The 23,639-nt window shown below is 67.7% G+C and carries 23 protein-coding genes; 14 read left to right on the forward strand and 9 right to left on the reverse strand.

Translation table 11 applies throughout. The features are described 5' to 3' along the window. Positions 1-5: 5 nt before the first annotated feature. Complete coding sequence (locus tag CAL29_RS31035) at positions 6-1,289, reverse strand: amidase (RefSeq protein WP_094856673.1); 1,284 nt, start codon at positions 1,287-1,289, stop codon at positions 6-8. 366 nt (positions 1,290-1,655) lie between these two features. Here CAL29_RS31035 and CAL29_RS31040 point away from each other — a divergent pair, with 366 nt between their 5' ends. The 10 genes from CAL29_RS31040 to CAL29_RS31085 all read left to right on the forward strand — a co-directional run bounded on the left by CAL29_RS31040 (position 1,656) and on the right by CAL29_RS31085 (position 11,698). After that, positions 1,656-2,687 (forward strand): LacI family DNA-binding transcriptional regulator, encoded by a 1,032-nt coding sequence (locus tag CAL29_RS31040; protein WP_094857017.1) that lies wholly within the window; start codon positions 1,656-1,658, stop codon positions 2,685-2,687. A gap of 14 nt (positions 2,688-2,701) precedes the next feature. Next, positions 2,702-3,715 (forward strand): ABC transporter substrate-binding protein, encoded by a 1,014-nt coding sequence (locus CAL29_RS31045; protein WP_094856674.1) that lies wholly within the window; start codon positions 2,702-2,704, stop codon positions 3,713-3,715. Between the two features lies 1 nt (position 3,716). Further along, complete coding sequence (locus CAL29_RS31050; RefSeq protein WP_094856675.1) at positions 3,717-4,541, forward strand: ABC transporter permease; 825 nt, start codon at positions 3,717-3,719, stop codon at positions 4,539-4,541. After that, positions 4,538-5,461, forward strand: a complete 924-nt coding sequence (locus tag CAL29_RS31055) for an ABC transporter permease (protein WP_094856676.1) — start codon at positions 4,538-4,540, stop codon at positions 5,459-5,461. Before CAL29_RS31050 ends, CAL29_RS31055 begins: the two co-directional genes overlap by 4 nt. Beyond that, a complete protein-coding gene (locus CAL29_RS31060) occupies positions 5,458-6,450 on the forward strand; it encodes an ABC transporter ATP-binding protein (RefSeq protein ID WP_094856677.1) in 993 nt (330 codons plus the stop codon). Before CAL29_RS31055 ends, CAL29_RS31060 begins: the two co-directional genes overlap by 4 nt. A gap of 94 nt (positions 6,451-6,544) precedes the next feature. Further along, the gene (locus CAL29_RS31065; RefSeq protein WP_094856678.1) at positions 6,545-7,372 is read left to right on the forward strand and encodes a phosphodiesterase; all 828 of its coding nucleotides are present in this window, start codon (positions 6,545-6,547) and stop codon (positions 7,370-7,372) included. A 106-nt stretch (positions 7,373-7,478) separates the two neighbouring features. Further along, positions 7,479-8,528, forward strand: coding sequence for an ABC transporter ATP-binding protein (locus CAL29_RS31070; RefSeq protein ID WP_094856679.1), 1,050 nt, complete (start codon positions 7,479-7,481; stop codon positions 8,526-8,528). Between the two features lie 119 nt (positions 8,529-8,647). Then, positions 8,648-9,946, forward strand: a complete 1,299-nt coding sequence (locus CAL29_RS31075; RefSeq protein ID WP_094856680.1) for an ABC transporter substrate-binding protein — start codon at positions 8,648-8,650, stop codon at positions 9,944-9,946. 34 nt (positions 9,947-9,980) lie between these two features. Beyond that, positions 9,981-10,856: a carbohydrate ABC transporter permease gene (locus CAL29_RS31080; protein ID WP_094856681.1), complete on the forward strand. Its 876-nt coding sequence runs from the start codon at positions 9,981-9,983 to the stop codon at positions 10,854-10,856. Next, positions 10,853-11,698 carry a carbohydrate ABC transporter permease gene (locus tag CAL29_RS31085; protein ID WP_094856682.1) on the forward strand — a complete coding sequence of 282 codons (846 nt, stop codon included), beginning with the start codon at positions 10,853-10,855 and terminating at the stop codon, positions 11,696-11,698. The genes CAL29_RS31080 and CAL29_RS31085 overlap by 4 nt, the downstream gene beginning before the upstream one ends. A gap of 36 nt (positions 11,699-11,734) precedes the next feature. Here the strand turns inward: CAL29_RS31085 and CAL29_RS31090 are convergent, their stop codons facing one another. The 3 genes from CAL29_RS31090 to CAL29_RS31100 form a co-directional block, all read right to left on the reverse strand. Continuing rightward, the gene (locus tag CAL29_RS31090) at positions 11,735-12,640 is read right to left on the reverse strand and encodes a hypothetical protein (protein ID WP_143277786.1); all 906 of its coding nucleotides are present in this window, start codon (positions 12,638-12,640) and stop codon (positions 11,735-11,737) included. A gap of 100 nt (positions 12,641-12,740) precedes the next feature. After that, positions 12,741-14,456: a 2-isopropylmalate synthase gene (leuA, locus tag CAL29_RS31095; RefSeq protein WP_094856684.1), complete on the reverse strand. Its 1,716-nt coding sequence runs from the start codon at positions 14,454-14,456 to the stop codon at positions 12,741-12,743. A gap of 457 nt (positions 14,457-14,913) precedes the next feature. Further along, complete coding sequence (locus tag CAL29_RS31100) at positions 14,914-15,618, reverse strand: hypothetical protein (RefSeq protein WP_179284240.1); 705 nt, start codon at positions 15,616-15,618, stop codon at positions 14,914-14,916. A gap of 63 nt (positions 15,619-15,681) precedes the next feature. On the opposite strand from CAL29_RS31100, the gene rpoN reads away from it, so the two are divergent. The 4 genes from rpoN (at position 15,682) to bfr (ending at position 19,340) form a co-directional block, all read left to right on the forward strand. Beyond that, positions 15,682-17,103: an RNA polymerase factor sigma-54 gene (gene rpoN, locus CAL29_RS31105; RefSeq protein ID WP_094856685.1), complete on the forward strand. Its 1,422-nt coding sequence runs from the start codon at positions 15,682-15,684 to the stop codon at positions 17,101-17,103. 159 nt (positions 17,104-17,262) lie between these two features. Further along, complete coding sequence (locus CAL29_RS31110; protein ID WP_094856686.1) at positions 17,263-17,559, forward strand: (2Fe-2S)-binding protein; 297 nt, start codon at positions 17,263-17,265, stop codon at positions 17,557-17,559. A 178-nt stretch (positions 17,560-17,737) separates the two neighbouring features. After that, positions 17,738-18,697 carry a DMT family transporter gene (locus tag CAL29_RS31115; protein ID WP_094856687.1) on the forward strand — a complete coding sequence of 320 codons (960 nt, stop codon included), beginning with the start codon at positions 17,738-17,740 and terminating at the stop codon, positions 18,695-18,697. Between the two features lie 166 nt (positions 18,698-18,863). Then, complete coding sequence (bfr, locus tag CAL29_RS31120) at positions 18,864-19,340, forward strand: bacterioferritin (RefSeq protein WP_094856688.1); 477 nt, start codon at positions 18,864-18,866, stop codon at positions 19,338-19,340. An 83-nt stretch (positions 19,341-19,423) separates the two neighbouring features. On the opposite strand, the gene CAL29_RS31125 is transcribed toward bfr, so the two are convergent. From CAL29_RS31125 to CAL29_RS31785, 5 genes are all read right to left on the reverse strand, one after another. After that, a complete protein-coding gene (locus CAL29_RS31125) occupies positions 19,424-20,185 on the reverse strand; it encodes a hypothetical protein (RefSeq protein ID WP_094856689.1) in 762 nt (253 codons plus the stop codon). Between the two features lie 222 nt (positions 20,186-20,407). Beyond that, a complete protein-coding gene (locus CAL29_RS31130; RefSeq protein ID WP_094856690.1) occupies positions 20,408-21,106 on the reverse strand; it encodes a hypothetical protein in 699 nt (232 codons plus the stop codon). Positions 21,107-21,142: 36 nt separating this feature from the next. Beyond that, on the reverse strand, positions 21,143-22,756 hold the full coding sequence (locus CAL29_RS31135; RefSeq protein WP_094856691.1) for a peptide chain release factor 3: 1,614 nt from the start codon (positions 22,754-22,756) through the stop codon (positions 21,143-21,145). Between the two features lie 37 nt (positions 22,757-22,793). Next, a complete protein-coding gene (locus CAL29_RS31140) occupies positions 22,794-23,423 on the reverse strand; it encodes a LysE family translocator (RefSeq protein ID WP_094856692.1) in 630 nt (209 codons plus the stop codon). Positions 23,424-23,441: 18 nt separating this feature from the next. Next, positions 23,442-23,639 (reverse strand): hypothetical protein (locus CAL29_RS31785; RefSeq protein ID WP_218831918.1); only part of this gene is annotated, 198 nt, incomplete at its 5' end.

Genomic DNA, 23,639 nt, shown 5'->3' on the forward strand with positions numbered 1-23,639 from the left:
CAAAATCAGCGCGTCAGGCGTTCGTGGATCCAGGCGCCGATGGCCAGCGTCTTGTGATCGTCGCCGCGCCTGCCGACGGCTTGCAGGCCGATCGGCAGGCCATGCGGGCCCTGCGCGAAAGGCAGGTGCAGGCAGGGCACGCCGAACAGCGTCCACACGCGGCCGAACAGTGGATCGCCCGTGCCCATCTCGGCCAGGGGCGCTTCGCCGGGCGCACTGGGCGTCAACAGAACATCAAACTCCTGGAACCACTGCCCGGCGCGCGCATAGCTTTCGGCCGCGATCGCGAGATTGGCGCGTTGCGTTTCCGCCGTGATGCCGGCGCCGGCATCCAGCAGGTCCAGCAGGCGCGTGCTGATCTGCCCCGCGAACTCGGCGCGCTCGCGCGCCAGCGCCTGGCAGGCCTCGTAGGCCATGATGTCGGACTGGCGCTGCACCAGCGAGCAATAATCCGGCGGCACCTCCACGTCCCGCACGTCGGCGCCGGCGCGCGTCAGCACCTCGGCGGCGTGCGCGTAGGCTTCGCGGGTTTCCGGCAGGGCATGGCGCCACTGCACGGTGCGGTACATGCCGATGCGCGGCTTGCCGGCGTAGTCCAGCTTGCGCAGATCGGGATCGCGCATCAGCACCGAGGCCACCAGGGCGGCATCCGGCACCGTGCGGGCGAAGCAGCCCACGGTGTCCAGCGAGGGCGCGAGCGGCTTGACGCCTTCGCGCGGCACCGTGCCGAAGGTGGGCTTGAAGCCGACCACGCCGCAATAGGCGGCAGGCCGCACGATGGAGGCCGCGGTCTGCGTGCCCAGCGCGAAAGGCACCATGAAGTCGGCCACCGCCGCGGCGGAACCGCTCGATGAGCCGCCCGGCGTATAGGCGGGGTCGATGGGATTGCGGGTGGGCGGCGTCTTGAAGGCGGCGAATTCGGTGGTCACCGTCTTGCCGGCCACCAGCGCGCCGGCTTCGCGGCACAGCGCGACGACGGCGGCGTCGGCATCGGGCTGGTGGCCTTTGTAGATCGACGACCCATAGGTGGTCGGCAGATCGCTGGTGTCCATCAGGTCCTTGACCCCGAAAGGCAGCCCGTGCAGGGGGCCGCGCAGGGCGCCGCGGTCGAGCGCCTCGGCCTGCGCCAGCGCCGCGTCCTTGTTCAGCGCCGCCCAGGCGTGCACCGCATCCTCGCGCTGCTCGATGCGCGCGAAGCAGGCGCGCAGCAATTGCACGGCGGTCAGCTCGCGGCGTTGCAGCAGGCGAACGGCCTCCAGTGCGCTCAAGCGGTTAAGAACGATAGCCATACAAAAACTTCCCCTGAAAAAAGGCCCCCACGCCGCGCGGCTTACGCCGCTTGCTGCCCCCCGAGGGGGCTTTTTTGCCTTGGGGCGGCCCGGCGGCAAAAAGGCCCCCACGCCGCGCGGCTGCCGCCGATTTTTTATTCGAGGCAGCCATTGTGCCAGTCCTGTCCGCGCGCCGAATCCGTGTATTCCCCCAAACGAAGCTGTTGCACCGCACACGAAAACAGGCCGCGGCCGCACGCTCCGGCGCGGCCTGCGTCCCCGCGAAGGCTACCGCATCCCGCTGAAATGCCTCTGTCATATGGGCCCTCTAAAGTGCCTCGAAGTTGAAAACGTTTTCAGTCCTAGCCCCAGCCACGGATGCCCGGCGTGCCGCAGAAACCCCCGCAACGTCTCTCGATTATCGACATCGCCCATGACGCCGGCGTTTCGCCGGCCACGGTGTCGCGCGCCTTCAACCGGCCCGACCTGCTGAAACCGGATACGCTGCAGCGCATCAAGACGGTGGCGCGCCGGCACGGTTTCCGCCCCAATCGCGTCGGCAGCAGCCTGCGCTCCGGCAGCACGCGCACCCTGGGCATGGTGCTGCCCACGCTGCGCAACCCCGTTTTCGCGGAGTGCTTCGAAGGCGCCGAGCAATATGCTCATGCGCAGGGCTACAGCGTCATGGTGGCGTCGACCGGCTACGCGCCGGCCACCGAGGCCGATGCCGTGCAAAGCCTCATCGACCATCAGGTGGAGGGGCTCATCCTGACGGTGGGCAACGCCGCGCGCAGCGCCACGCTGCGCATGCTGGCCGGCCAGAACCTGCCTTACGTGCTGGCCTACAACGAGTCGTCGACCCATCCCTTCGTTTCGGTGGACAACGGCGCCGCCGCCGGCGACATGGTGAGCCTGCTGGCCGCGCGCGGCCATCGCCGCATCGCCATCGTCAGCGGTCCCCTGACCGCGTCCGACCGCGCGCGCCGCCGCCTGGCCGGCGCGCGCGGCCAGGCGCGCAAGCTGGGGCTGGAGGAGGTCGTGCACCTGCCCATGGCCTCGCATACCGAGGCCGATGGCGAGCGGCTGCGCGGCCTGCTGCGCGCGCGCCCGGCCCCGACCGCGCTGTTCTGCTCCAACGACCTGCTGGCGGCCTCCGTGATTTCCCGCCTGCGCGGCCTGGGCCTGTCCGTGCCGGCCGACATATCGGTGTGCGGCTTCGACGGCATGACCTTCGCGCGCCTGCTGGTGCCGCCGCTGACCACCATCGAACAACCCAGCCACGACATCGGCGCGCGCGCGTGCGCCAACCTCCTGGCCTGCTTGCAGGGCGAGACGCCGCCATCCGTGCGGCTGGCGCATCGCCTGATTCCCGGCGGCACGGTCGCCGCCGCCACTTCCGCTGCTTCCACCGCTTCCTGACGAGGAAACCTCCCATGTTCCGCTCTCTTACCCACGTGCTGCGCGGCGCCATCCTGGCGCTGGGCCTGGCCGGCGGGGCCGCGCAGGCCCAGCAGACGGCCGTTTGCTACAACTGTCCGCCCGAATGGGCCGACTGGGCCACGGAGCTCAAGGCCATCAAGGACAAGACCGGCATCCAGGTGCCCGGCGACAACAAGAACTCCGGCCAGGCCCTGGCCTCGATGGCGGCCGAGCGCGCCAAGCCGGTGGCCGACGTCGTCTACTACGGCGTGACCTTCGGCATCCAGGCCGACAAGGACAAGCTGATCCAGGCCTACAAGCCGGCCCACTGGGACGATATCCCCGCCGGGATGAAGGACCCGGACGGCAAGTGGTTCGCCATCCATTCGGGCACGCTGGGCCTGATGGTCAACGTCGACGCCTTGCACGGCAAGCCGGTGCCCAAGTCCTGGAAGGACCTGCTCAAGCCCGAATACCGCGGCATGGTCGGTTACCTGGATCCCGCCTCGGCCTTCGTCGGCTACGTCGGCGCCGTGGCCATCAACCAGGCCCTGGGCGGTACGCTGGACGACTTCGGTCCGGCCCTGGACTGGTTCAGGAAGATGCGCGCCAACGAGCCCATCGTGCCCAAGCAGACCGCCTACGCGCGCGTGCTGTCGGGCGAAATCCCCATCCTCATCGACTACGACTTCAACGCCTATCGCGCCAAGTACAAGGACGGCGCCAACGTCGAGTTCGTCATTCCCGCCGAGGGCACCATCGCCGTGCCCTACGTGATGAGCCTGGTGGCCAACGCGCCGCACGAAGGCAACGGCAAGAAGGTGCTGGACTTCACCCTGTCCGACGAAGGGCAGGCCATCTGGGCCAATGCCTTCCTGCGCCCCATCCGCGCCAACGCGGTTTCGCCCGACGCGCAGAAGAAGTTCCTGCCGGCTTCGGAATATGCGCGCGCCACCGCGGTGGACTACGGCAAGATGGCCGACGCGCAGCGCGCTTTCTCGGAACGGTACGCCAAGGAAGTGAACTGACATGGGCCGTCGCGGCTGGATCGTATTCGCGGCGCCGGCCGCGGCGCTTTTCGTGGCCTTCTGGCTGCTGCCCATGGCGCGGCTGGCGGCCATGGGCCTGGACGGCCAGGACGGCGGCCGCGGCGCATCGGCCTATTGGATCGTGCTGACGCACGCGCAGTATTGGCGCAGCATGCTCAACACCACGCTGCTGTCGCTGGCGGCGACGTTGGCCACGCTGGTCATCGCCTTGCCGGTGGGCCGCTTCCTGGCCCGCCATCCGCGCTTCTTCGGGCGCGGCCTGCTGGTGGGGCTGTTGATGTTCCCGCTGGCCTTCCCGGGCGTGGTGGTGGGTTTCCTGGTCATCCTGGTGGCCGGCCGCCAGGGTCTGCTGGCCAGCGTGACGCGCGCGCTGACCGGCACGCCGCTGGTGTTCGCCTACGGCATGGCCGGCCTGTTCGTCGGCTACCTGTATTTCTCCCTGCCACGCACCATAGGCATGGTGACCGCGGCCGCGCAGCAGCTCGACCAGGGCCTGCTGGAAGCGGCGCGCACCCTGGGCGCCAGCGCGCCGCGGCGTTTCATCGACGTCGAGCTGCCGGCCCTGGCGCCGGCGCTGATAGCCGCCGGCGCGATGTGCTTCGCCACCAGCATGGGCGCCTTCGGCACGGTCTTCACGCTGGGGACGCAGATCGACGTGCTGCCCGTGACCATCTATAACGAGTTCACCAACTACGCCAACATTCCTGTGGCCGCCGCCTTGTCGGTGGTGCTGGGACTGGTGACGTGGGCGGTGTTGTACGCGGCGCACTCCCTGGGCGGCGCGCGCGCGGGAGCCGGCGCATGACGGCGACGACTTCCTCCGGCCGGCCCGCGGTGCCGGCGCCCGCGGCGGCGCCCCCGGGCGACAAGCTGGCGTTCCGCCTGGGCCTGTCCGCCACGCTGGCGGTCGCGGCCTTCCTCATCGGGCCCGTGGTGCTGTCGGTGCTGGCCGGCCTCACCAAGAATTATTTCGTCGGCCTGTCCAGCGGCCTGACGCTGCGCTGGGTGGCGCAGGTCTGGGACCTGTACGCGTCCACCATCTGGCGTTCGCTGCTGGTCGCGGCGGCGACGCTGGCGGTGTGCCTGCTGGCCGGCGTGCCGGCGGCGTGGGCGCTGACGCTCAAGCGCGGCCGCGTGGCGCGCGCCTTCGAGGAGCTGTTGACGCTGCCCGTGGCCGTGCCCGGCCTGGCGACGGCGCTGGCGCTGATCGTGTCCTGGGGCACGGTGGGCGACCTGCGCGGCAGCGTGGCCTTCATCGTCATCGGCCACGTGCTGTTCACGCTGCCCTTCATGGTGCGCGCGGCGGCGGCCAGCATGGCCACGGGCGGCCTGGCGGCCCTGGACGAAGCCGCCGCCACGCTGGGCGCCTCGCGCCTGCAGCGCTTCCTGCACATCGTCGTGCCCAACGCCGCGCCGGGCATCCTCACCGGCGCCCTGACCGTCCTCACGCTGTCGGTCGGCGAATTCAACCTGACCTGGCTGCTGCACACCCCGTTGACGCAGACCCTGCCCGTGGGCCTGGCCGACAGCTATGCGTCGATGCGGCTGGAAGTCGCCTCGGCCTACACCCTGGTCTTCCTGCTCATGCTGCTGCCGCTGCTGCTGGGCCTGCAATGGCTGGCCGCGCGCGCCGCCGGCGAACGCCGCGCCGCGCCCTGGACCGCCGCCGCGGATGCCGCCGCCCATGCCGCGCCGGCCCCGGCTTCCTCCAAGGATTCCCCATGAAGCACCCCGTCACCATCACCCTCGAACAGTGCGCCAAGACCTGGCCCGACGGCAGCCGCGCGCTGCACCCCGTGGACCTGCGCATCGAAGGCGGCCGCACCCTGGCCCTGCTGGGACCCTCGGGCTGCGGCAAGACCACGCTGCTGCGCCTGATCTGCGGCCTGGAGGCCGCCGACGCCGGCTCCCGCATCTACTTCGACGACGAGGACGTCAGCGCGCAAGCGCCCGAGGCGCGCGGCGTCGGCGTGGTGTTCCAGAACTACGCGCTCTTTCCCAACATGACCGTGGCGCAGAACGTCGCCTACGGCCTGCGCATCCGCAAGTGGGGCAGGGCCGAACAGGAAGAGCGCGTGCGCCACATGCTGGGACTGGTGCGGATGGAAGCCCTGGCCGACCGCCGCATCTCCCAGCTATCCGGCGGCCAGCGCCAACGGGTGGCGCTGGCGCGCGCCTTGGCCATCGAGCCGCGCGTGCTGCTGCTGGACGAGCCGCTCACGGCGCTGGACGCGAAGCTGCGCGAGCATCTGCGCGTGGAGCTGGCGCAGATGCTGCGTTCGCTGCACATCACCACCGTCATCGTCACGCACGACCAGGACGAGGCCATGATGCTGGGCGACCGCATCGCCGTCATGTCGGCCGGCCGCCTGGAGCAGGTGGGCGACGCCGAAACGCTGTACAGGCAGCCCGCCACGCCCTTCGTCGGCGAATTCCTCGGCACGCTCTGCAAGGTGCGCGGGCGCCTGGAGCACGGCGTGCTGACGGGCGGCGGCGAGATCGTGGCCTTTCGTCCGCATGAAGTGGAGCTGCTGCCGGCGCTGCCGGCCGCGCTGCATGCCCGCATCGCGTCGCGCTTCTTCCTCGGCGCCACCCTGCGCCTGCAACTGGAGCTGGACGACGGCCAGGCCTTTCCCGTCACCCTGCCCGCCGACTGCCCTCACCGCGTGGGCGAGTCGGTGTCCCTGCGGCTGACGCGCCCCTTGCCCGCCTGACGATTCCTTCGCGGGGACGGCGGCATCCGCCTTGTCCCGCTTTCCCTTTTCTTCGCGGCGCCGTTTCCGGCGCGCCGCGTCCTCCAGGATCTCCATGCTGATCGCCCAGATTACCGACCTGCACATCCGCCTGCCCGGCCAGAAGGCCTATCGCATCGTCGAGACCGACGCCTACCTGCCGCCCGCCGTGCGGGCCTTGAACCGCCTCGATCCCGCGCCCGACCTGGTGGTGGTCAGCGGCGACCTGACCGACTTCGGCAGGCCCGCCGAATACGCCCACCTGAAGAAGATGCTGGACGCGCTGCGCATGCCCTACGTGCTGCTGCCCGGCAATCACGACGACCGCGGCGCGCTGCGCGAAGTCTTCGCCGATCATCCCTATCTCGCCGGCGCCGAGGTCGACGGCTTCATGCAATACGCCGTCGAGGACTTTCCCGTGCGCGTGCTGGCGCTGGACACCGTGGTGCCGCGGCAGAGCCACGGTTCGCTGTGCGCGCGCCGCCTGGCCTGGCTGGCGGATCGCCTGGACGAACAGCCCCGGCGCCCGACCGTGATCGTCATGCATCATCCTCCCTTCGAAACCGGCATCGCGCACATGGACGCCATCGGCCTGCTGGAAGGGCGCGAGGCGCTGGCGGAGGTCGTCGGCCGCCACGCCAACGTCGAACGCATCCTGTGCGGCCATTTGCACCGCACCATTTTCCGCCGCTACGCCGGCACCATCGCGTCCACCTGTCCCAGTCCCGCGCACCAGGTCGTGCTGGACCTGCGGCCGGACGGACCCTCGGCCTTCGTCATGGAGCCGCCCGGCTTCCACCTGCACGAATGGCGCAACGGCGCGCTCGTCAGCCATGTCGCGGTGATCGGCGACTACGCCGGCCCCTATCCCTTCCATGAAGACGGCGCCCTGATCGACGAATGAGCGCCGGCAACATGAATGCCATGATTTCGTCATGTTCGCACCGCAAAATGAAAAGGATTTCATTTACCCGCACAATAGCCATGCAAAACAAGCAGAGCGAGGGGACATGGCCGCGATAGTTCTGGACAGCCTGACCAAGCAGTACGCCGACGCGGCGGCCATCAGCAATGTGGCCTTCACCGTCCCGGCCGGCAGTTTCACGGTCTTGCTGGGCCCGTCGGGCTGCGGCAAGTCCACCACGCTGCGCATGATCGCCGGACTGGATACGCCCACCTCGGGCCGCATCCACATCGGCGGCCGCGACGTCACCGACCTGCCGCCGGCCAAGCGCCGCGTGGCGATGGTGTTCCAGTCCTATGCGCTGTTTCCGCACCTGTCGGTGCGCGAGAACATCCTGTTCGGCCTCAAGGTCCGCAAGGAGCCGGCCGCCGACTATCCGCGCCGGCTCGAGCGCGTCGCCGGCCTGCTGGGCCTCGCCCATCTGCTGGACCGCAAGCCGGCCCAGTTGTCGGGCGGCCAGCAGCAGCGCGTGGCGCTCGGCCGCGCGGTCATTTCCGAAGCGCCGGTCTGCCTGATGGACGAGCCGCTGTCCAACCTGGATGCGCAGCTACGCCATGAGATGCGCCGCGAAATCCGCGCCCTTCAGCAGCAGTTGAACATGACCATGGTGTACGTCACCCACGACCAGACCGAGGCCATGAGCATGGCCGACCAGGTGGTGTTGCTGCGCAACGGCGTCATCGAGCAGTGCGACACGCCGGACCGCCTGTACGCCCGTCCCGCCACCGAATTCGCCGCGCGCTTCATCGGCACCCCGCCGATGAACCTCATTACCCTGGACAGCGTGGCGGGCGCCATGGTGCCCGCCGGCACCGGCGGCCCCGCGGTGCCCGGCGCGCCGGCCGCCGCGCGCAAGCTGGGCGTGCGTCCCGAGCACATCCGCCTGGCCGAGCAGGGCCACGTCGCCACGGTGCGGGGCGTCGAATATTTCGGCGCCGATTCCATCGTCACCTGCGGCATCGGCGCGAGCGAAGGCATCGCGGTGCGCGTCACCGGCCATCTGCACGCCGCGCCGGGAGACGTGCTGCATCTGCAATGGGACGCGCGCCACCAGCATTTCTTCGACGCCGGCGCCGTCGCGCTGGCGGCGGATTGAGCGCCGCGCCCCTGTTTCGCCCGCAGTCCCGTTTCCGAAGCCCTGTTTCCGAAGTCCTGTTTCCGACCGCTGTCCCGATTCCCGTCCCGATTGTCGTCCACTAGCGAGATCCTTCCATCATGCGACGCACCGTATTGAAAAGCCTGGCCGCCATGATCGCCGGCGCCTTCCTGTCCCTGCCCGCCGCCCATGCCCAGAACAAGCCGGTCGAGGTGGAGTTCTACTACCCGGTGGCGGTGGGCGGTCCCATCACCAAGATCATCGACAACATGGTGTCGGACTTCGAAAAGGAAAACGCCGGCATCAGGATCAAGCCGGTGTACGCCGGCTCGTACCAGGACTCCATCGCCAAGGCGCTGACCGCGCTCAAGGGCGGCAATCCGCCGCAACTGGCGGTGCTGCTTTCGACCGACATGTTCACCTTGATCGACGAAGACGCCATCGTGCCCGTCGACGGCCTGGCCAAGGACGAAGCCGGCAAGCAGTGGCTGGGCGGCTTCTACGACGCCTTCATGCAGAACAGCCGCACCGGCGGCCACGTCTGGGGCGTGCCCTTCCAGCGCTCCACCATCGTCATGTACTACAACAAGACGCTGTTCAAGGAAGCCGGACTGGACCCCGAGCACCCGCCCGCCACCTGGCAGGAACTGGTCGACTTCTCCAAGAAGCTGACCAAGAAGGATGCCTCCGGCAACGTGACGCAGTGGGGCCTGGAGATTCCCTCGGGCGGCAGCTTCGCCTACTGGCTGTTCCAGGCGCTGACCACGCCCAACGACGCCATCCTGATGAACGAGGCCGGCAACCAGGTGATGCTGGACAAGCCCGCCGTGGTCGAGGCCGCGCAGTTCTGGCGCGACCTGGCCGCCAAGCACGGCGTCATGCCCACCGGCACCATCGACTGGGGCACCACGCCCAAGGACTTCCTGGAAAAGAAGGCCGCCATCATCTGGACGACCACCGGCAACCTGACCAACATCCGCGCCAACGCCAGCTTCCCCTTCGGCGTGGCCATGATGCCCAAGCACAAGCGCGGCGGCAGCCCGACCGGCGGCGGCAACTTCTACATCTTCAAGAGCGCCACGCCCGCGCAGCAGGAAGCCGCGCTGAAGTTCGCGCGCTGGGCCACCTCGCCGGAACGCGCGGCCGAATGGAGCATCGCCACCGGCTACGTGGCCGTGACGCCCGCGGCCTGGCAGACCGACAAGATGAAGAAGTACGCGCAGGAAGTGCCCGCCGCGGCGGTGGCGCGCGACCAGTTGGACGTCAGCGTGGCGGAGTTCTCCACGCATGAAAACCAGCGCGTGACCAAGGTGCTGAACGACGCCCTGCAGGCCGCCCTGACCGGCGCCAAGACGCCGCAGCAGGCGCTGACCGACGCCCAGCGCGAGTCGGACCGCATCCTGCGTTCGTACAAGTAGCCCCCGGCCGCGAAACCTGGAGATCGCACGCGCGATGAACCGGACCCTGAACACCGTCCATGCCTGGCTGCTGCTGTTGCCGGCCATGGTCCTGCTCGTCGCGTTCACGCACTATCCCGCGCTGGCGACGCTCTGGCACAGTTTCTTCTCCACGCCCAAGGGCCGCCGGCCGGCGGTCTTCGTCGGCCTGGACAACTACCAGGCCATGCTCCAGGACCCCGTGTTCTGGCGCGCGCTGGTGAACAACCTGTGGTTCGCGCTGGGCACCGTGCCGGTGTCGGTCGGCATCGCGCTGTTGATGGCCTTGTGGGTCAATCGCGGGCTGGCCGGGCGCGGTTTCCTGCGCATGGCCTATTTCACGCCCACGGTGCTGCCCATGGTGGCCGTGGCCAATATCTGGCTGTTCTTCTACACGCCGCAATACGGCCTGCTGGCGCAGATCCTGCAGTTCTTCGGCCTGGCCGGGCCGAACTGGCTGGGCAGCCGCGAGACCGCGCTGCCCGCGCTGATGATCGTCTCGGTGTGGAAGGAGTCCGGCTTTTTCATGATCTTCTACCTGGCGGCGCTGCAGGGCGTGTCGCCCTCGCTGCGCGAGGCCGCGATGCTGGAAGGCGCGTCGCGCTGGCAGTATTTCAGCCGCGTCCTGTGGCCGCTGCTCATGCCGACCACGCTGTTCGTCCTGATCAACGCGCTGATCAACGCCTTCCGCCTGATCGACCACGTGGTGGTGATGACGCATGGCGGTCCGGACAACGCCAGCACGCTGCTGCTGTTCTACATCTACCAGATCGGCTTCAGCTTCTGGGACACCGCCTATGCCGCGACGCTGACGGTGGTGCTGCTGGCCGTGCTGGGCATCATCGCGGCGATCAAGTTCCGCTGGCTGGACAAGAGGACGCACTACCAATGAACGCCAGCGTGAAAACCCCGGGCCGCAACGGTCCGCGCCAGCCCGGCGCCTGGCTCGACACCCTCGGGGCCTGGCTGCTGGGCATCGTCTGGGTCCTACCGCTGCTGTATGCGCTGTGGGCGGCGGTGCATCCGCCGGCCTATGCGACGCGCTTCGACCTGTTCGCGCCCTGGACCCTGGACAACTTCACGCGGGCCTGGGAAGCCGCGCCGTTCCCGCGCTATTACCTCAATACGTTCCTGCTGGTGACCATGGTGCTGGTCGCGCAACTGGTCCTGTCGACCATGGCCGGCTATGCCTTCGCCCGCCTGGAATTCCGCGGCCGCGAATTGCTCTTCCTGCTGGTGCTGTTGCAGTTGATGGTGATGCCCGACGTGCTGATCGTGGAGAACTACCGCACCATGAGCTGGCTGGGCGTGCGCGATACCGTCTTCGCCATCGCCTTGCCCTACTTCGCGTCGGCCTTCGGCATCTTCCTGCTGCGCCAGACCTTCAAGACCATTCCCCGCGAGCTGGAGGAAGCCGCGCGGGTGGAAGGCGCCAGCGCCTTGCAGGTATTGCTCAAGGTCTACGTGCCGCTGGGCAAGCCGACCTATATCGCCTATGGCCTGGTCTCGGTCAGCTACCACTGGAACAACTTCCTGTGGCCCCTGATCATCACCAATTCGGTCGAGGCGCGGCCGCTGACCGTGGGCCTGCAGGTCTTCTCGTCGACCGACCAGGGCATAGACTGGTCGGTCATCACCGCCGCCACGCTGTTGTCGGCGGCGCCGCTGCTGGTGGCTTTCCTGCTGTTCCAGCGGCAGTTCGTGCAATCCTTCCTGCGCGCCGGCATACGCTGAGCGCGCCGGGCGCGAAAAGTCCGTGGCCTTTCGCGATCACGCCTCGGGCGTGAACAACTTCGTTGCCGGACACACGAAACGCGTCCACTTTTCACCGTCGAATCGGGCTATGTCGTCGTAGCCGAACGACCACAGCACATCGCCGACAGCCTGCAGGCGATGCGCGTTCAACAATTTCGGGTCAAGCCCGGTCTCGACCTTGGACAAGGCCCCGGAGGCATAGGTGTAGATGGCGTTCGCCGAGCAGAGCCAGGCCTGCCCGTTGAAAAAGGCGATGGAGAGGAAGTTTTCATCGCACCCCGGATCGCCCACGCTGGCGAAGCCGCTTTCGGCATTCCCTTGGACAAGGGCGCCGTTTCGGCCGCAAGCCCACACCGTCCCGGAAGGATCGGCCGCGACCGCGTTGAGCCATTCGCCAGTCGGGTTGGATTGGTCCACCCAGGAGTCCTGGATTCTGGCGCAGATCCGGCCCCTGGCGCCCAATGCGGTCACGACGTAGAACGTCCCGCCCGACACGCACATGTCGGTCAGATCGAACTCGTCGTCAGCGGATCCGAGTATCCCCGCGTCGAAATGCTCCCATTTCCCAGGGGCCGCGCGCCGATAGATCTGGCCTCCGAAACCGAACGCGAAAAGGTCGCCGTCGAGCTCCTTGATGCCGCCGAGATAGCCCAGCCCCAGGGAACCGGGCTTGAACAGGCCCGCGTCGGCGATGTCTTCCTCAAGACGGGAGGGAAGATGGAACCAGACCTTGCCCTCTTCCGAGACGCAGGCGAATGCCGGACGGTCCATCTCGTCCGACTTGAACGTGCAGATGCCTATGAAGACATCCTGGAAATTCTCCAGTCCCCATTGGCCATCGGGCGTGCCGACATCTTCCAGCACGATGACTTTCGTCGGCGGCTCGAACGGGTCGCTGTCGCCGACATAGGCCAGCAACATGGCGAGGTCGGGATATTTGGCCCATCCGTTCCGAAACCGAATATGGGTCAATCCCGACCTCGCCTTGGACCGCGACGCTTCAAATGTCAGGGCCAGGGTTTCAGGCCGAGACGGCTTCCTCGGCCGGGACGGCGGCCTGGTCCGGGTTGGCCTTCAGGTGGCGGTTGACGGCGCTGAGCAGCGCATGGAACGAGGCGGTCACGATATCGCGGTCGATGCCGACGCCGAAGCCCGTCGGCGCATCGCCCACGCGCACTTCGACATAGCTGGCGGCGCGCGTATCGACACCGGCGCCGATGGCGTGCTCGTGATAGTCCATGACCTTCACCGGCATGCCCAGCGCGGCCACGAAGGCGGAGATCGCGCCGTTGCCTTCGCCGATGATGGTGCGGCGCTCGCCGTTCACTTCGACCTCGGCCTCGACGCGGAAGTCGCGGCCTTCGCCCGCGGCGGGGTCGCCCACGATGCGATGGCGGATCAGCTTCCACGGGGTGTGCTGTTCCAGGTACTCCTGCTTGAAGATGCCGTAGACGGCGTCGGCGGTGACTTCGCTGCCGGTTTCGTCGGTGACGCGCTGGATGGCGCGGCTGAATTCGATCTGCAGGCGGCGCGGCAACGCCAGGCCGTGTTCCTGTTCGAGCAGGTAGGACACGCCGCCCTTGCCCGACTGGCTGTTGACGCGGATCACCGCGTCATAGCTGCGGCCGAGGTCGGCCGGGTCGATGGGCAGGTAGGGCACTTCCCACACCGCGTCGGGCTTCTGCTGCGCGAAGCCCTTCTTGATGGCGTCCTGGTGCGAGCCGGAGAATGCCGTGAAGACCAGGTCGCCGGCGTAGGGATGGCGCGGGTGCACGGGCAACTGGTTGCAGTATTCGGCGCAGCGGCGGACTTCGTCGATGTCGGAGAAGTCCAGGCCGGGATGCACGCCTTGCGTGTAGAGGTTCAGCGCCAAGGTCACCAGGTCGACGTTGCCGGTGCGCTCGCCGCTGCCGAACAGGCAGCCTTCGATGCGGTCGGCGCCGGCCATGACGGCGAATTCGGCGGCGGCCACGGCGGTGCCGCGGTCATTGTGCGGGTGCACGCTCAGCACGATGCTGTCGCGGCGCGCGAGGTTCTTGTGCATCCATTCGATCTGGTCGGCGTACAGGTTGGGCGAGGTCGCCTCGATGGTGGCCGGCAGATTGAGGATCATCTTGTTTTCCGGCGTCGGCTGCCATATGTCGGCCACGGCGTTGGAGACTTCCAGCGCGAAATCGGGCTCGGTGGTGCTGAACACTTCCGGCGAGTACTGGTAGCCCCATTGCGTCTGCGGGTACTTGGCCATGGCCTGCTTGACCAGCTTCGTGCCCGAGGTCGCGATGCCCTTGATCTCTTCGCGCGACATGTTGAACACGACCTTGCGGAAGGCCGGGGCGCAGGCGTTGTACAGGTGGATGATGGCGCGATGGGCGCCGGCGGCCGCCTCGGCGGTGCGCATGATCAGGTCTTCGCGGGACTGCGTCAGCACGATGATGGTGACGTCCCGCGGGATGCGCTTTTCGTCGATCAGCTTGCGCACGAAGTCGAAGTCGGTCTGCGAGGCGGACGGAAAGCCGACCTCGATTTCCTTGAAGCCGATCTTCACGAGCTGTTCGAAGAAGCGCACCTTGCGTTCCACGCTCATCGGCTCGATCAGGGACTGGTTGCCGTCGCGCAGGTCGGTACTCATCCAGATCGGCGGCTGCGTGATGCGGCGGCTGGGCCAGGTGCGTTCGGAGAAATCCTTGGCGAACGGGACGAAGGGTACGTACTTGGTGGCGGGGTTGGCGAGCATCATGGTCAGGGCACCTTTACGGGGTGGTCGGTTCGGCGGCGCCGCCGGATCGGTGCTCGGGGCCACGGCATGGGGCGGCCTGCGGAGCTTCCTGGGCGGCTGCGCCGGCGCGACCGGCGAACACTAAAGACGAAAAAAGACGAGGAGAAGACGTGGTGGCGCGTGGGGCTGCCGAACTGCCACGGGACGCTAGGCCCGGCAACCGATCGATAGTTCTAGCGCTAGCGATAGCGCACGCACGGCAACCAGGCCGCCGCGGGCGGACCGGAGGGCCGGCACAGCCGGGAGGCTGGCGGTCAGGGAGGAGTCAGCGCGCAGGCCGACCGCCGGGGCGCTGTTGCGTCCGGTAGTCATCGCGAAGGAGGTGCGCGTGTAGGCCATGGGCTGATCGGTAGGATAAGTTGCTAGTCGACCACAAAATCGGGCCAGACGCAAGCCCTCGGGGCCTGTCCGGCGCCGCTTATTCCACCGGCCCGATGCGCGGTTCCACCTGGCGGTCGCGGGCCGCGCCCGGGCGGTCGTCCAGGACGGGCGCCTGGCGTTCGGCGCCGCGGTAGTCGCGCGCGCCGGCGCGCGGCAGCCGTTCGCCCAGCACCGGCACGTCCGCCCGCTGCGGCGCGGGACCGGCGCCCGGCAAGGGCGGCAGGCCCAGCATGGCTTCCTGCTCGCGCACCATGGCGATCTTGTCGATGCGGCCGCCGCGGGTTTCGCTCAGCACGCGTTGCAGATCGCCAACGGTAAAGGGCTCGTCGCGGCTGCCCCAGCACCAGCGCACCACGTCCACCATTTCGTCGGACAGTTGCGGCACCAGGTCGGCGAAGGTGTCGGCCGGCACCACGCGGGCGCGTCCGGCGTAGATATTGCCCCGCAGCCAGGCGCGCACGACGAAGTAGACGATCAGCAGCCAGATCGCCGCCACGGCCCACCACAAATAGGGGTTGATACGGTTCAGCAGGTCTATGCTCTGCTGTCCGAGCGGCTGGAGGGCGCCATAATTGATGGTTTTCCCGAAGTCGGTGATCCGGTCCGCGCCGTAGAGCCAAATGGCGGCTGCCACTATGATGACGACGGCCCGGAGCCCCAGGCGGGGAGCGGCAAGTCGGAGCAAGGTCTGGCGGATCAAGCGGCAGTCCTGGCGGATGCGGTCGGGGGAGGTCGGATTCATGCAAAATATTGTACCTATGAGTCCGCACCTGTTTATTGCACGGCATCGCCTAGAAACACTTTTATGACGCGGCACAGCCTCGAACTTCGTCCCGGTCAGCATTTGACGCTGACACCGCAACTGCAGCAATCCATCCGGATGCTGCAGCTATCGACGCTCGACCTGGAAGCCGAGATTTCCCAGGCGCTGGCGGAGAACCCGCTATTGGAGCGCGACGAGGAGGTGCGGCCGGAGGAAACCGATCCCAACCGCGAAGCCTCGGCCCAGGACGACGATCCCGCGCCCGACCGCGAAACGCCCCTGGACGAAATGCCCGGCTCCAAGGGCGTCTACAACGACGAGGACAACGACCTGCCCGAGGCGGCGCGGCCGGACACCCTGCGCGAGCATCTGCTGGGCCAGTTGGCCCTGACGCGCGCCAGCGCGCGCGACGTCGCCCTGACGGCCCTGCTGATCGACGAACTCGACGAGAACGGCTACCTGGGCTCGCCGCTGGAGGAAATCCTGCAATGGCTGCCGGAGGACGCCGAAGCCGATATCGACGAATTGCGCGCCGCGCAGCGGCTCCTGCAGTCCTTCGACCCCCCCGGCATCGGCGCCCGCGACATGGCGGAATGCCTGGCGCTGCAACTGCGCCATCCGGACATCGCCCGCATGCCGGAGGCCGCCAGCGCCGCCGTCCTGGCCTGTGCGCGGGAGATCTGCGCCCACCACCTGCCGCTGCTGGCCGCCGGCAACCCGGCCCGCCTGCGCGAGGCGCTGCATTGCGACGACGCCACGCTGCGCGCCGCGCGCGCCTTGATCCTCAAGCTCGATCCCCGGCCCGGCCGCGCCTGGACGGTGGGGGCGGCGGATTACGCCGTTCCCGACGTCATCGTGCGCAAGGCGCGCAAGGGCTGGCAGGTGGTGCTGAACAGCGCCGCCATGCCGCGCCTGCGCATCAACGGCCTTTATGCCCAGATGCTGGGCAACCAGCGCGAATCGAACCACGCCGGCCTGCACGCCCAGTTGCAGCAGGCGCGCTGGATGATACGCAACGTCGAACAGCGCTTCGACACCATTTTGCGGGTGTCCCAGGCCATCGTGAACCACCAGGCGGCGTTCTTCAGCCAGGGGCCGTCGGCCATGCGGCCCTTGATCCTGAAGGAGATCGCCGGCGAGCTGGGTTTGCATGAATCGACGATTTCGCGCGCCACCACGCAGAAGTACATGCTCACTCCTTTCGGTACGCTGGAACTCAAGCATTTCTTCGGCGCCGGGGTGGCGACGGACAGCGGCGATTCGGCCTCGGCGACGGCCGTGCAGGCCCATATCCGCCGCATGGTGTCGGAGGAGAACCGGGCCAAGCCGCTGTCCGACAACCAGCTCATGCAGAAACTGGCGGAAGAGGGCATCGTCATCGCGCGCCGCACCGTGGCCAAATACCGGGAAGCCTTGCGCATCGCCCCGGCCGCGGTGCGCAAGGCCCAGGCCTCGCTGCGCTAGCGCAGCGTTTCGGGGCTGGCGTCGAAATCGGTCGATCCGTGCCCCGGCGCCGCTGCCTCACCACGCCGCCCCAGGGCGTAAATCCGTCCTCCTTTGTTCATCCCACGTCCCCATTTTTCCCACTTGCACGATCGAGAATAAGCATCAATAATTATTCTCATGTATATTTGCGTATGTAATGCTGTCACCGAACGTCAGGTCCGTTCCTGTGTGGACGCGGGCGCTACGTCGCTGGATGACTTGGAATTCGAGCTGGGCGTGGCCTCGTGCTGCGGCTCGTGCGCGGCCACCGCGGCGGAATACCTGCCGGGCGGACGCTGTTCCAGCGTTTGCCATGTACAGTCGGTCGCCGTCCAGTCTCGCGGACATGAGTTGCCCGACACGGTCGTGTCGCTCGCCGACCAGGGCGGCCAGGCCGCCAATTCATTCCCCATTCCCGTCGTCGCCGCCGCCTGATCGGCCCCGGCCGGTTCCGGCCCTGCGCGGCGCCCGGTTCGCATCCCTCCCGCGCCGCTCGCGCAATTTCCGCTTCGCTTGCACAATGGGCGCCTCGATCCCGCCGCGGATCGATGTCCGACCGCCTTCGGCCGCCTGGCCGAGCCCGTGGCCGGGCATGTCCTGGAGCCCTTCCTGAATGAAAACCCCGGCCGGCCCGACGGCGCCGCTTGCCCGATCTTCCGCGCCCGAGCCGGGGCGGACCGCCGCGTCCGGGACCCGCGTGGCGTGGGGGCCGGTGGCGCTGTTCTGCCTGCTGTGGAGTTCCGCTTTCGCCGGCGCCAAGTTCGGCTTGCGCGACTGCCCGCCGCTGACGCTGCTGACCATCCGTTTCTTCCTCGCCGCCGTGGTGCTGCTGGCCCTGGCCGCGTGGCAGGGGACGCCGTCGCGGCCGAGCTGGCGCGAAGTGGGCCTGCTGGCCCTGCTGGGCGTGCTGAACAACGCGCTCTACCTGGGCTTGAGCTGGACCGGCATGCTGACCGTGTCGTCGGCGTTTACGGCGGTGTTGATCAGCACCAACCCGCTGTTGATCGGCGTGCTGGCCGGGCCGGTGCTGGGCGAGCGACTGACCGCGCGCAAATTGGGCGGCTTGTTATTGGGCCTGGCCGGGGTCGCCTTGGTGCTGCGTTCGCGCCTGGGCGGCATGCACGAAGACCCGCACGGCGTGTGGCTGGTGACCGGCGGCCTGGCGGCCCTGGTCGCGGCGACGCTGTTGTACAAGCGCTGCCCGCCGGTCAGCGGGCTCTGGCTGGCGACGGGCGTCCAGGCATTGGCCGGCGCGCTGGCCTTGCTGCCCTTCGCGCTGCTGCGGGAAGGCGGCCAGCCGATCGCATGGACGCCGACGTTGTTCTGGAGCCTGGCCTACATGGTCCTCGCGGTGTCGGTCGGCGGTTATGGCCTCTGGTTCCATATTCTTCGACGTTCCACCGCAACAGCGGCGAGCGCGTTGCATTTTCTCATGCCGCCGCTCGGCCTCCTGTTCGGCTGGCTGGCGCTCGATGAACACGTCGCCGCGATGGACTTATTGGGCATCCTGCCGATCGCGGCGGGCATCTGGCTGACGACGCGCGGCCCCATGAATAAGCGGGTTTCGCGCTGATTCGCGGTCTTTTCAAGACCCGCTTGGATCCAGATTCATTCTCATTTTCTTCTTGCTTACGCTTTCCTATAGCGGTCGCAAAGCCATTTACTACATGCAGGCAAAGGGGTATCCGCGAAGCTATCCCGATGGTAGTCTCCCGGAAATCGAAGCAAGGAGCACCACCATGAAAGGCGATAAAACCGTCATCCAGTTTCTCAATAAACAGTTGACCAATGAGTTGACGGCGATCAACCAATACTTCCTGCATGCCCGCATGCTGCGCCATTGGGGCCTGAACAAGCTGGGCAAGCACGAATACGAAGAATCGATCGGCGAGATGAAGCATGCCGACCGCTTGATCGAACGCATTTTCATGCTGGACGGCTTGCCCAACCTGCAGGACCTGCACAAGCTGCTGATCGGCGAGGACGTGCCGGAACTGCTGTCCTGTGACCTGAAGCTGGAAACCGCGGCGCAGGCCACGGTCAAGGAAGCGATCGCCTACTGTGAATCGGTGCGCGACTACGTGTCGCGCGATCTGTTCCAGGACATCCTGGACGACACCGAGGAACACATCGACTACCTGGAAACGCAGATCGGCCTGATCGACCAGGTGGGCCTGCAGAACTATCTGCAAAGCCAGATGGAAGTCGACGGTTGATCATCGCGCCGCGCGCGGTTGAATAACCGCCGCGCCGCGAGACAGGACGCCATCCACGGATGGCGTTTTTTATTCCACGCTTTTTATTCCACTTTGCGCGGACACTCGCGCATCGTGCCCCAAGCTTTGTTGGGACCGCAGTATTTGTTGCGCGCGGTCCATGAACAGGTGGGACGGTCGAAGAAACCCAATGACGCGCATTGCGCAAGCTCGCTTCTGAGCGCATCGCGCCAGTCCGCGGGCGCGGCGGCGGGAGACTGCGCCACGGCCGCGAGCAACGGCGATTCGGTGGGCGTGGCGGCCGGCATGGCCGTCATCCGTTCCGATAGCGCGTCCAGGGTCTGGAGCGCGGCCTGCGCGGCGACGCCGCGCGTCGCATGCAGCCGCGTATAGGCTTCATCGGCCCTGGCGGCATTGGCGCTATCGCTGCTCCCGAGATCCGCGACACCCTCGGCGCCATCGGCGTTCTCCATATCCTCGGCCCGCGCCGCCTGGATCTCCGCGGCGATGCGCCGCGCCTGGGCCAGGTCGATCGCATTGCGCGAGATCTGCACCAGCGGATCGCGCGGACCATTGAACAGCGAGGCCTTCCTGCTCACATGCCAGTCGGTGGCCGCGGGTGTTTCGGGCACGCCCAGCATGCCGTTCATCAGCGGCTGCGGCGGTTGGGACGGCAAGCGCGCGCCATGCCCGTCGCGCGCCGGCGGCGGGACAAGGGCGGCTTCTTCGGTGGAGGGCGATGAGGCGGGCGCGTGCGCGACCAGCCAGTCGCCGAATTGAACGCCGCCCAAGGCCGAGGCGCCGAGCGCCAGCAGCAGTGCGGCGAACAGGACTCGCCAGGACATTTCCAACCTTCCGCGCCGGCGGCGGCAGGCACGATGCGGACGTGGCCTGCGCGCGTCAGGGGCGCGTCTATCGTCAGGATGGAAAAATCTTGCCACCGGCGCGGGCGGCGCCGTGAGTAATGTCCTGTAAGGGAAAGAATGCGCGAAACGCCGCGGTGGAGAGCCCGAAAGGCGCGCGGCGTGCAAACCCGGCGCGGCGGGCTGCTTACCGCCGCGTCAGCCTTATTGAACCTTCGGGCATTCCGGGATCGTGCCCCAGGCCTGGTTGGGACCGCAGTATTTGTTGCGGGCATTCCAGGAGCAGGTGGGACGATTGAAGAACCCCGTCGACGCGCATTGCGCCAGTTCGCGCTTGAGCGCGTCCTGCCAGCCCTTGGCGGCCGGGCTGTTGTTGGCCATGGCCTGCTGCTGGCTGGGCGTCGGCATGTCGATCGCCTGCACCATGGTCGACTGCGTGACGCTGCGCGAGGCCTGGATCTGCGCGTACTGCTGCGCCGCCTGCTGGGTCTGCGCCTGCTGCGTGGCCAGGTCCAGCGTGCTGATGTCGTTGGGCCCGCTGGGCAGCGGCACGTTGGTCTCGGCGGCGATCTGGCGCGCCTGGTCCATGGTGATGCTGTCGCGGGAGATCTGCACCAGCGGATCGTGCACCGTGTCGAACAGGGACGCCGTGTTGACCTGCCAATTGGTGTCCGCCGGCTTGTCCGGCACGCCCAGCGTGCCGTCCACGCGCGGCTGCGGCGGCTGGGCCAGGTAGGGGCGGCCGTTCGCATCCAGGACGGGTTCGTCCGCGCCGTCTTTCTGGCCGGGCGCCGGCGCGGCGGGCGGCGCATGGGCCACCAGCCAATCGCCGAACTGGATTCCGCCCCACGCCGCCGCGCCCAGCGCTATCAGCAGTGTTGCGAACAATACTCGCCAAGACATTCCTAACCTCTCGGGTCTCTGGGGACAGTAATCGTATCAGGCCTGGACTTTGTCGCCGAAGACACGGCCACCGTGCTCACGCATGGCATGAAATTTCACATCTGGATATAACTCTTCTGCCACTCGTAACTGGGCGGGCGAGCTTACCAAAAAGGCCGCCGCGTCCACCACATCATAGGCGATGTGGGCGGCATTGGCATCCATGAACTTGCGCAGCGCCTTGGGATCTTCCGACGTAATCCAGCGCGCCATGGTGTAGCGCGAAGGCATCAGGCGGGCGTCGGCGTTGTACTCCGCCTTCAGGCGATGGGCCACCACTTCGAACTGAAGCTGGCCGACCGCGCCCAGCAGCATGGCGCCGCCCGCCGCGACCGGGCGGAAGACCTGGATCGCGCCTTCCTCGCCCAGTTGCACCAGGCCGGTGCGCAGTTGCTTGGTGCGCAGCGGGTCCTTCACTTCGACGGCCTGGAACAGTTCCGGCGCGAAGAAAGGCAGGCCGGTGAATTGCAGTTGTTCGCCTTCGGTCAGCACGTCGCCCAGTTGCAGCACGCCGTGGTTGGGAATGCCGATCACGTCGCCCGCGTAGGCCTCGTCCAGCAGCTCGCGGCGCTGCGACAGGAAGGAGACGACGTTGTTGGGCCGCATTTCCTTGTTGGTGCGGCTGACCTTCAGGCGCATGCCGCGTTCGAAACGGCCGGAGCAGACCCGCACGAAGGCCACGCGGTCGCGGTGCGCCGGGTCCATGTTGGCCTGCACCTTGAAGACCACGCCGCTGAAGCGCGGTTCGTCGGGCTGGACCTCGCGCTCCAGCGCCTGCCGGGGGCCGGGGCGCGGCGCCATGTCGACCAGCGCGTCCAGCACTTCCTGCACGCCGAAGTTGTTGATGGCCGAGCCGAAGAACACCGGCGTCTGCCGGCCCGCGAGGAATTCGGCTTCGTCGTAGGGCGGCGAAGCCTCGTTGATCAGGGCGATCTCGCCGTTGGCCTGCTCGAAGGCGCTGCCGAAGCGCTGGGCGATTTCCGGATTGCCCAGGCCCTGGATGAATTCGTCGTCGCCGCCGCGGCGTTCCTGGCCCGGACGGAATAGGCGCATGCGGTCCTGGCGGATGTCGAACACCCCGCCGAAGGCCTTGCCCATGCCCACCGGCCAGGAGAAGGGCACGGTGTCCATGCCCAGGTGCGATTCGATTTCCGACAGCAGGTCCAGCGGCTCGCGGACTTCGCGGTCCATCTTGTTGATGAAGGTGATGATGGGCGTGTTGCGCGCGCGGCAGACCTGCAGCAGGCGCTTGGTCTGCGGCTCCACGCCGTTGGCGGCGTCGATCACCATGAGCGCGGCGTCCACCGCCGTCAGCACGCGGTACGTATCTTCCGAGAAGTCCTGGTGGCCCGGGGTGTCGAGCAGGTTGATGACGCAGTCGCGATATTCCATCTGCATCACCGACGAAGCCACCGAGATGCCGCGCTGCTTTTCGATTTCCATCCAGTCGGACGAGGCATGGCGGCTGGCCTTGCGGGCCTTGACGCTGCCGGCGATCTGGATCGCGCCCGCGAACAGCAACAGCTTTTCGGTGAGCGTGGTCTTGCCCGCGTCGGGGTGGGAAATGATGGCGAAAGTGCGGCGGCGCGCGACTTCTTGTTGGATATTCATCTGGGCATTCTCTACGTAGCGATGCTAGGCGGCCGGATCAGGTGGCGCGGCGGAAGGTCGCCAGGAACAGGCCGGCGGCGATGAAAAGCGAGCCGAACACGCGGTTCATCCAGCGGATGTGGCGCGGGCTGCGCAGCAGCCGCAGCACGCGCGCGGCCAGCAGGGTGTAGACCGCCATGGCGACCAGGTCGGTGAAGGCCAGGGTGCCCGCGATGGCGGCGTATTGCGGCGCCAGGGCGTGCGCCGGCTCGATGAACTGCGGCACCACCGCCAGCAGGAAGACCGTGCCCTTGGGATTGCTGGCGTTGACCAGGAAACCGCGCAGCACCAGGGCGCGCACGGACACGTCCGCCGGATTGCCGTTGTCCACCGCGACCGGCGCGGCGTCGGTGCGGAACTGGCGCCAGCCGAGGTAGACGAGGTAGGCCACGCCCAGGTACTTGACGACGGCGAAGGCCAGTTCCGAGGTGGCGAGCACGGCGCCCAGCCCCACGCCGACCACCACGAACTGGAACAGGATGCCGCTGATCAGTCCGAAGGTATTCCAGTAGCCGCGCGCGAAGCCGTACTTCAGCCCGGAAGACATGGCCGAAATGGCGCCCGCCCCGGGCGAAAACGAAATCGCCCAGGATGCGAGAAAAAACGTCAGCCAGGTGGCGAGCGTCACGGCGTCTGTCTGCCTGGCCTACTTGGACAGCAGGGCCGGGCGGCGCGCCGCGTCCGGACGCCGGGCCAGCGGCGCGGCCGGACGGCCTTCGCCATGGCCGCGCGCGCCGTCGCGGTTTTCCGCCTGGCGCGCGGGCGCGGGGCGGCGCGTTTCCCCGCCGTTGCGCGGCGCGCCGGCGGCGGCATTGAAGGCGCCCTGGGCGCGCACCTGGCGCGC

The organism is Bordetella genomosp. 10 (genome assembly GCF_002261225.1).
In the GTDB taxonomy this organism is placed as follows: domain Bacteria; phylum Pseudomonadota; class Gammaproteobacteria; order Burkholderiales; family Burkholderiaceae_B; genus Bordetella_C.

Coding starts and splice junctions, on each gene's coding strand:
- CAL29_RS31045 (WP_094856674.1), top strand. CDS start 2,702: ATGTTCCGCTCTCTTACCCACGTGCTGCGCGGCGCCATCCTGGCGCTG.
- leuA (WP_094856684.1), bottom strand. CDS start 14,456: ATGATGCTCGCCAACCCCGCCACCAAGTACGTACCCTTCGTCCCGTTC.
- CAL29_RS31080 (WP_094856681.1), top strand. CDS start 9,981: ATGAACCGGACCCTGAACACCGTCCATGCCTGGCTGCTGCTGTTGCCG.
- CAL29_RS31085 (WP_094856682.1), top strand. CDS start 10,853: ATGAACGCCAGCGTGAAAACCCCGGGCCGCAACGGTCCGCGCCAGCCC.
- CAL29_RS31065 (WP_094856678.1), top strand. CDS start 6,545: ATGCTGATCGCCCAGATTACCGACCTGCACATCCGCCTGCCCGGCCAG.
- CAL29_RS31075 (WP_094856680.1), top strand. CDS start 8,648: ATGCGACGCACCGTATTGAAAAGCCTGGCCGCCATGATCGCCGGCGCC.
- CAL29_RS31100 (WP_179284240.1), bottom strand. CDS start 15,618: ATGAATCCGACCTCCCCCGACCGCATCCGCCAGGACTGCCGCTTGATC.
- CAL29_RS31070 (WP_094856679.1), top strand. CDS start 7,479: ATGGCCGCGATAGTTCTGGACAGCCTGACCAAGCAGTACGCCGACGCG.
- CAL29_RS31125 (WP_094856689.1), bottom strand. CDS start 20,185: ATGTCCTGGCGAGTCCTGTTCGCCGCACTGCTGCTGGCGCTCGGCGCC.
- CAL29_RS31115 (WP_094856687.1), top strand. CDS start 17,738: ATGAAAACCCCGGCCGGCCCGACGGCGCCGCTTGCCCGATCTTCCGCG.
- CAL29_RS31090 (WP_143277786.1), bottom strand. CDS start 12,640: ATGTTGCTGGCCTATGTCGGCGACAGCGACCCGTTCGAGCCGCCGACG.
- CAL29_RS31055 (WP_094856676.1), top strand. CDS start 4,538: ATGACGGCGACGACTTCCTCCGGCCGGCCCGCGGTGCCGGCGCCCGCG.
- CAL29_RS31060 (WP_094856677.1), top strand. CDS start 5,458: ATGAAGCACCCCGTCACCATCACCCTCGAACAGTGCGCCAAGACCTGG.
- CAL29_RS31130 (WP_094856690.1), bottom strand. CDS start 21,106: ATGTCTTGGCGAGTATTGTTCGCAACACTGCTGATAGCGCTGGGCGCG.
- rpoN (WP_094856685.1), top strand. CDS start 15,682: ATGACGCGGCACAGCCTCGAACTTCGTCCCGGTCAGCATTTGACGCTG.
- CAL29_RS31135 (WP_094856691.1), bottom strand. CDS start 22,756: ATGAATATCCAACAAGAAGTCGCGCGCCGCCGCACTTTCGCCATCATT.
- CAL29_RS31110 (WP_094856686.1), top strand. CDS start 17,263: ATGTATATTTGCGTATGTAATGCTGTCACCGAACGTCAGGTCCGTTCC.
- bfr (WP_094856688.1), top strand. CDS start 18,864: ATGAAAGGCGATAAAACCGTCATCCAGTTTCTCAATAAACAGTTGACC.
- CAL29_RS31035 (WP_094856673.1), bottom strand. CDS start 1,289: ATGGCTATCGTTCTTAACCGCTTGAGCGCACTGGAGGCCGTTCGCCTG.
- CAL29_RS31050 (WP_094856675.1), top strand. CDS start 3,717: ATGGGCCGTCGCGGCTGGATCGTATTCGCGGCGCCGGCCGCGGCGCTT.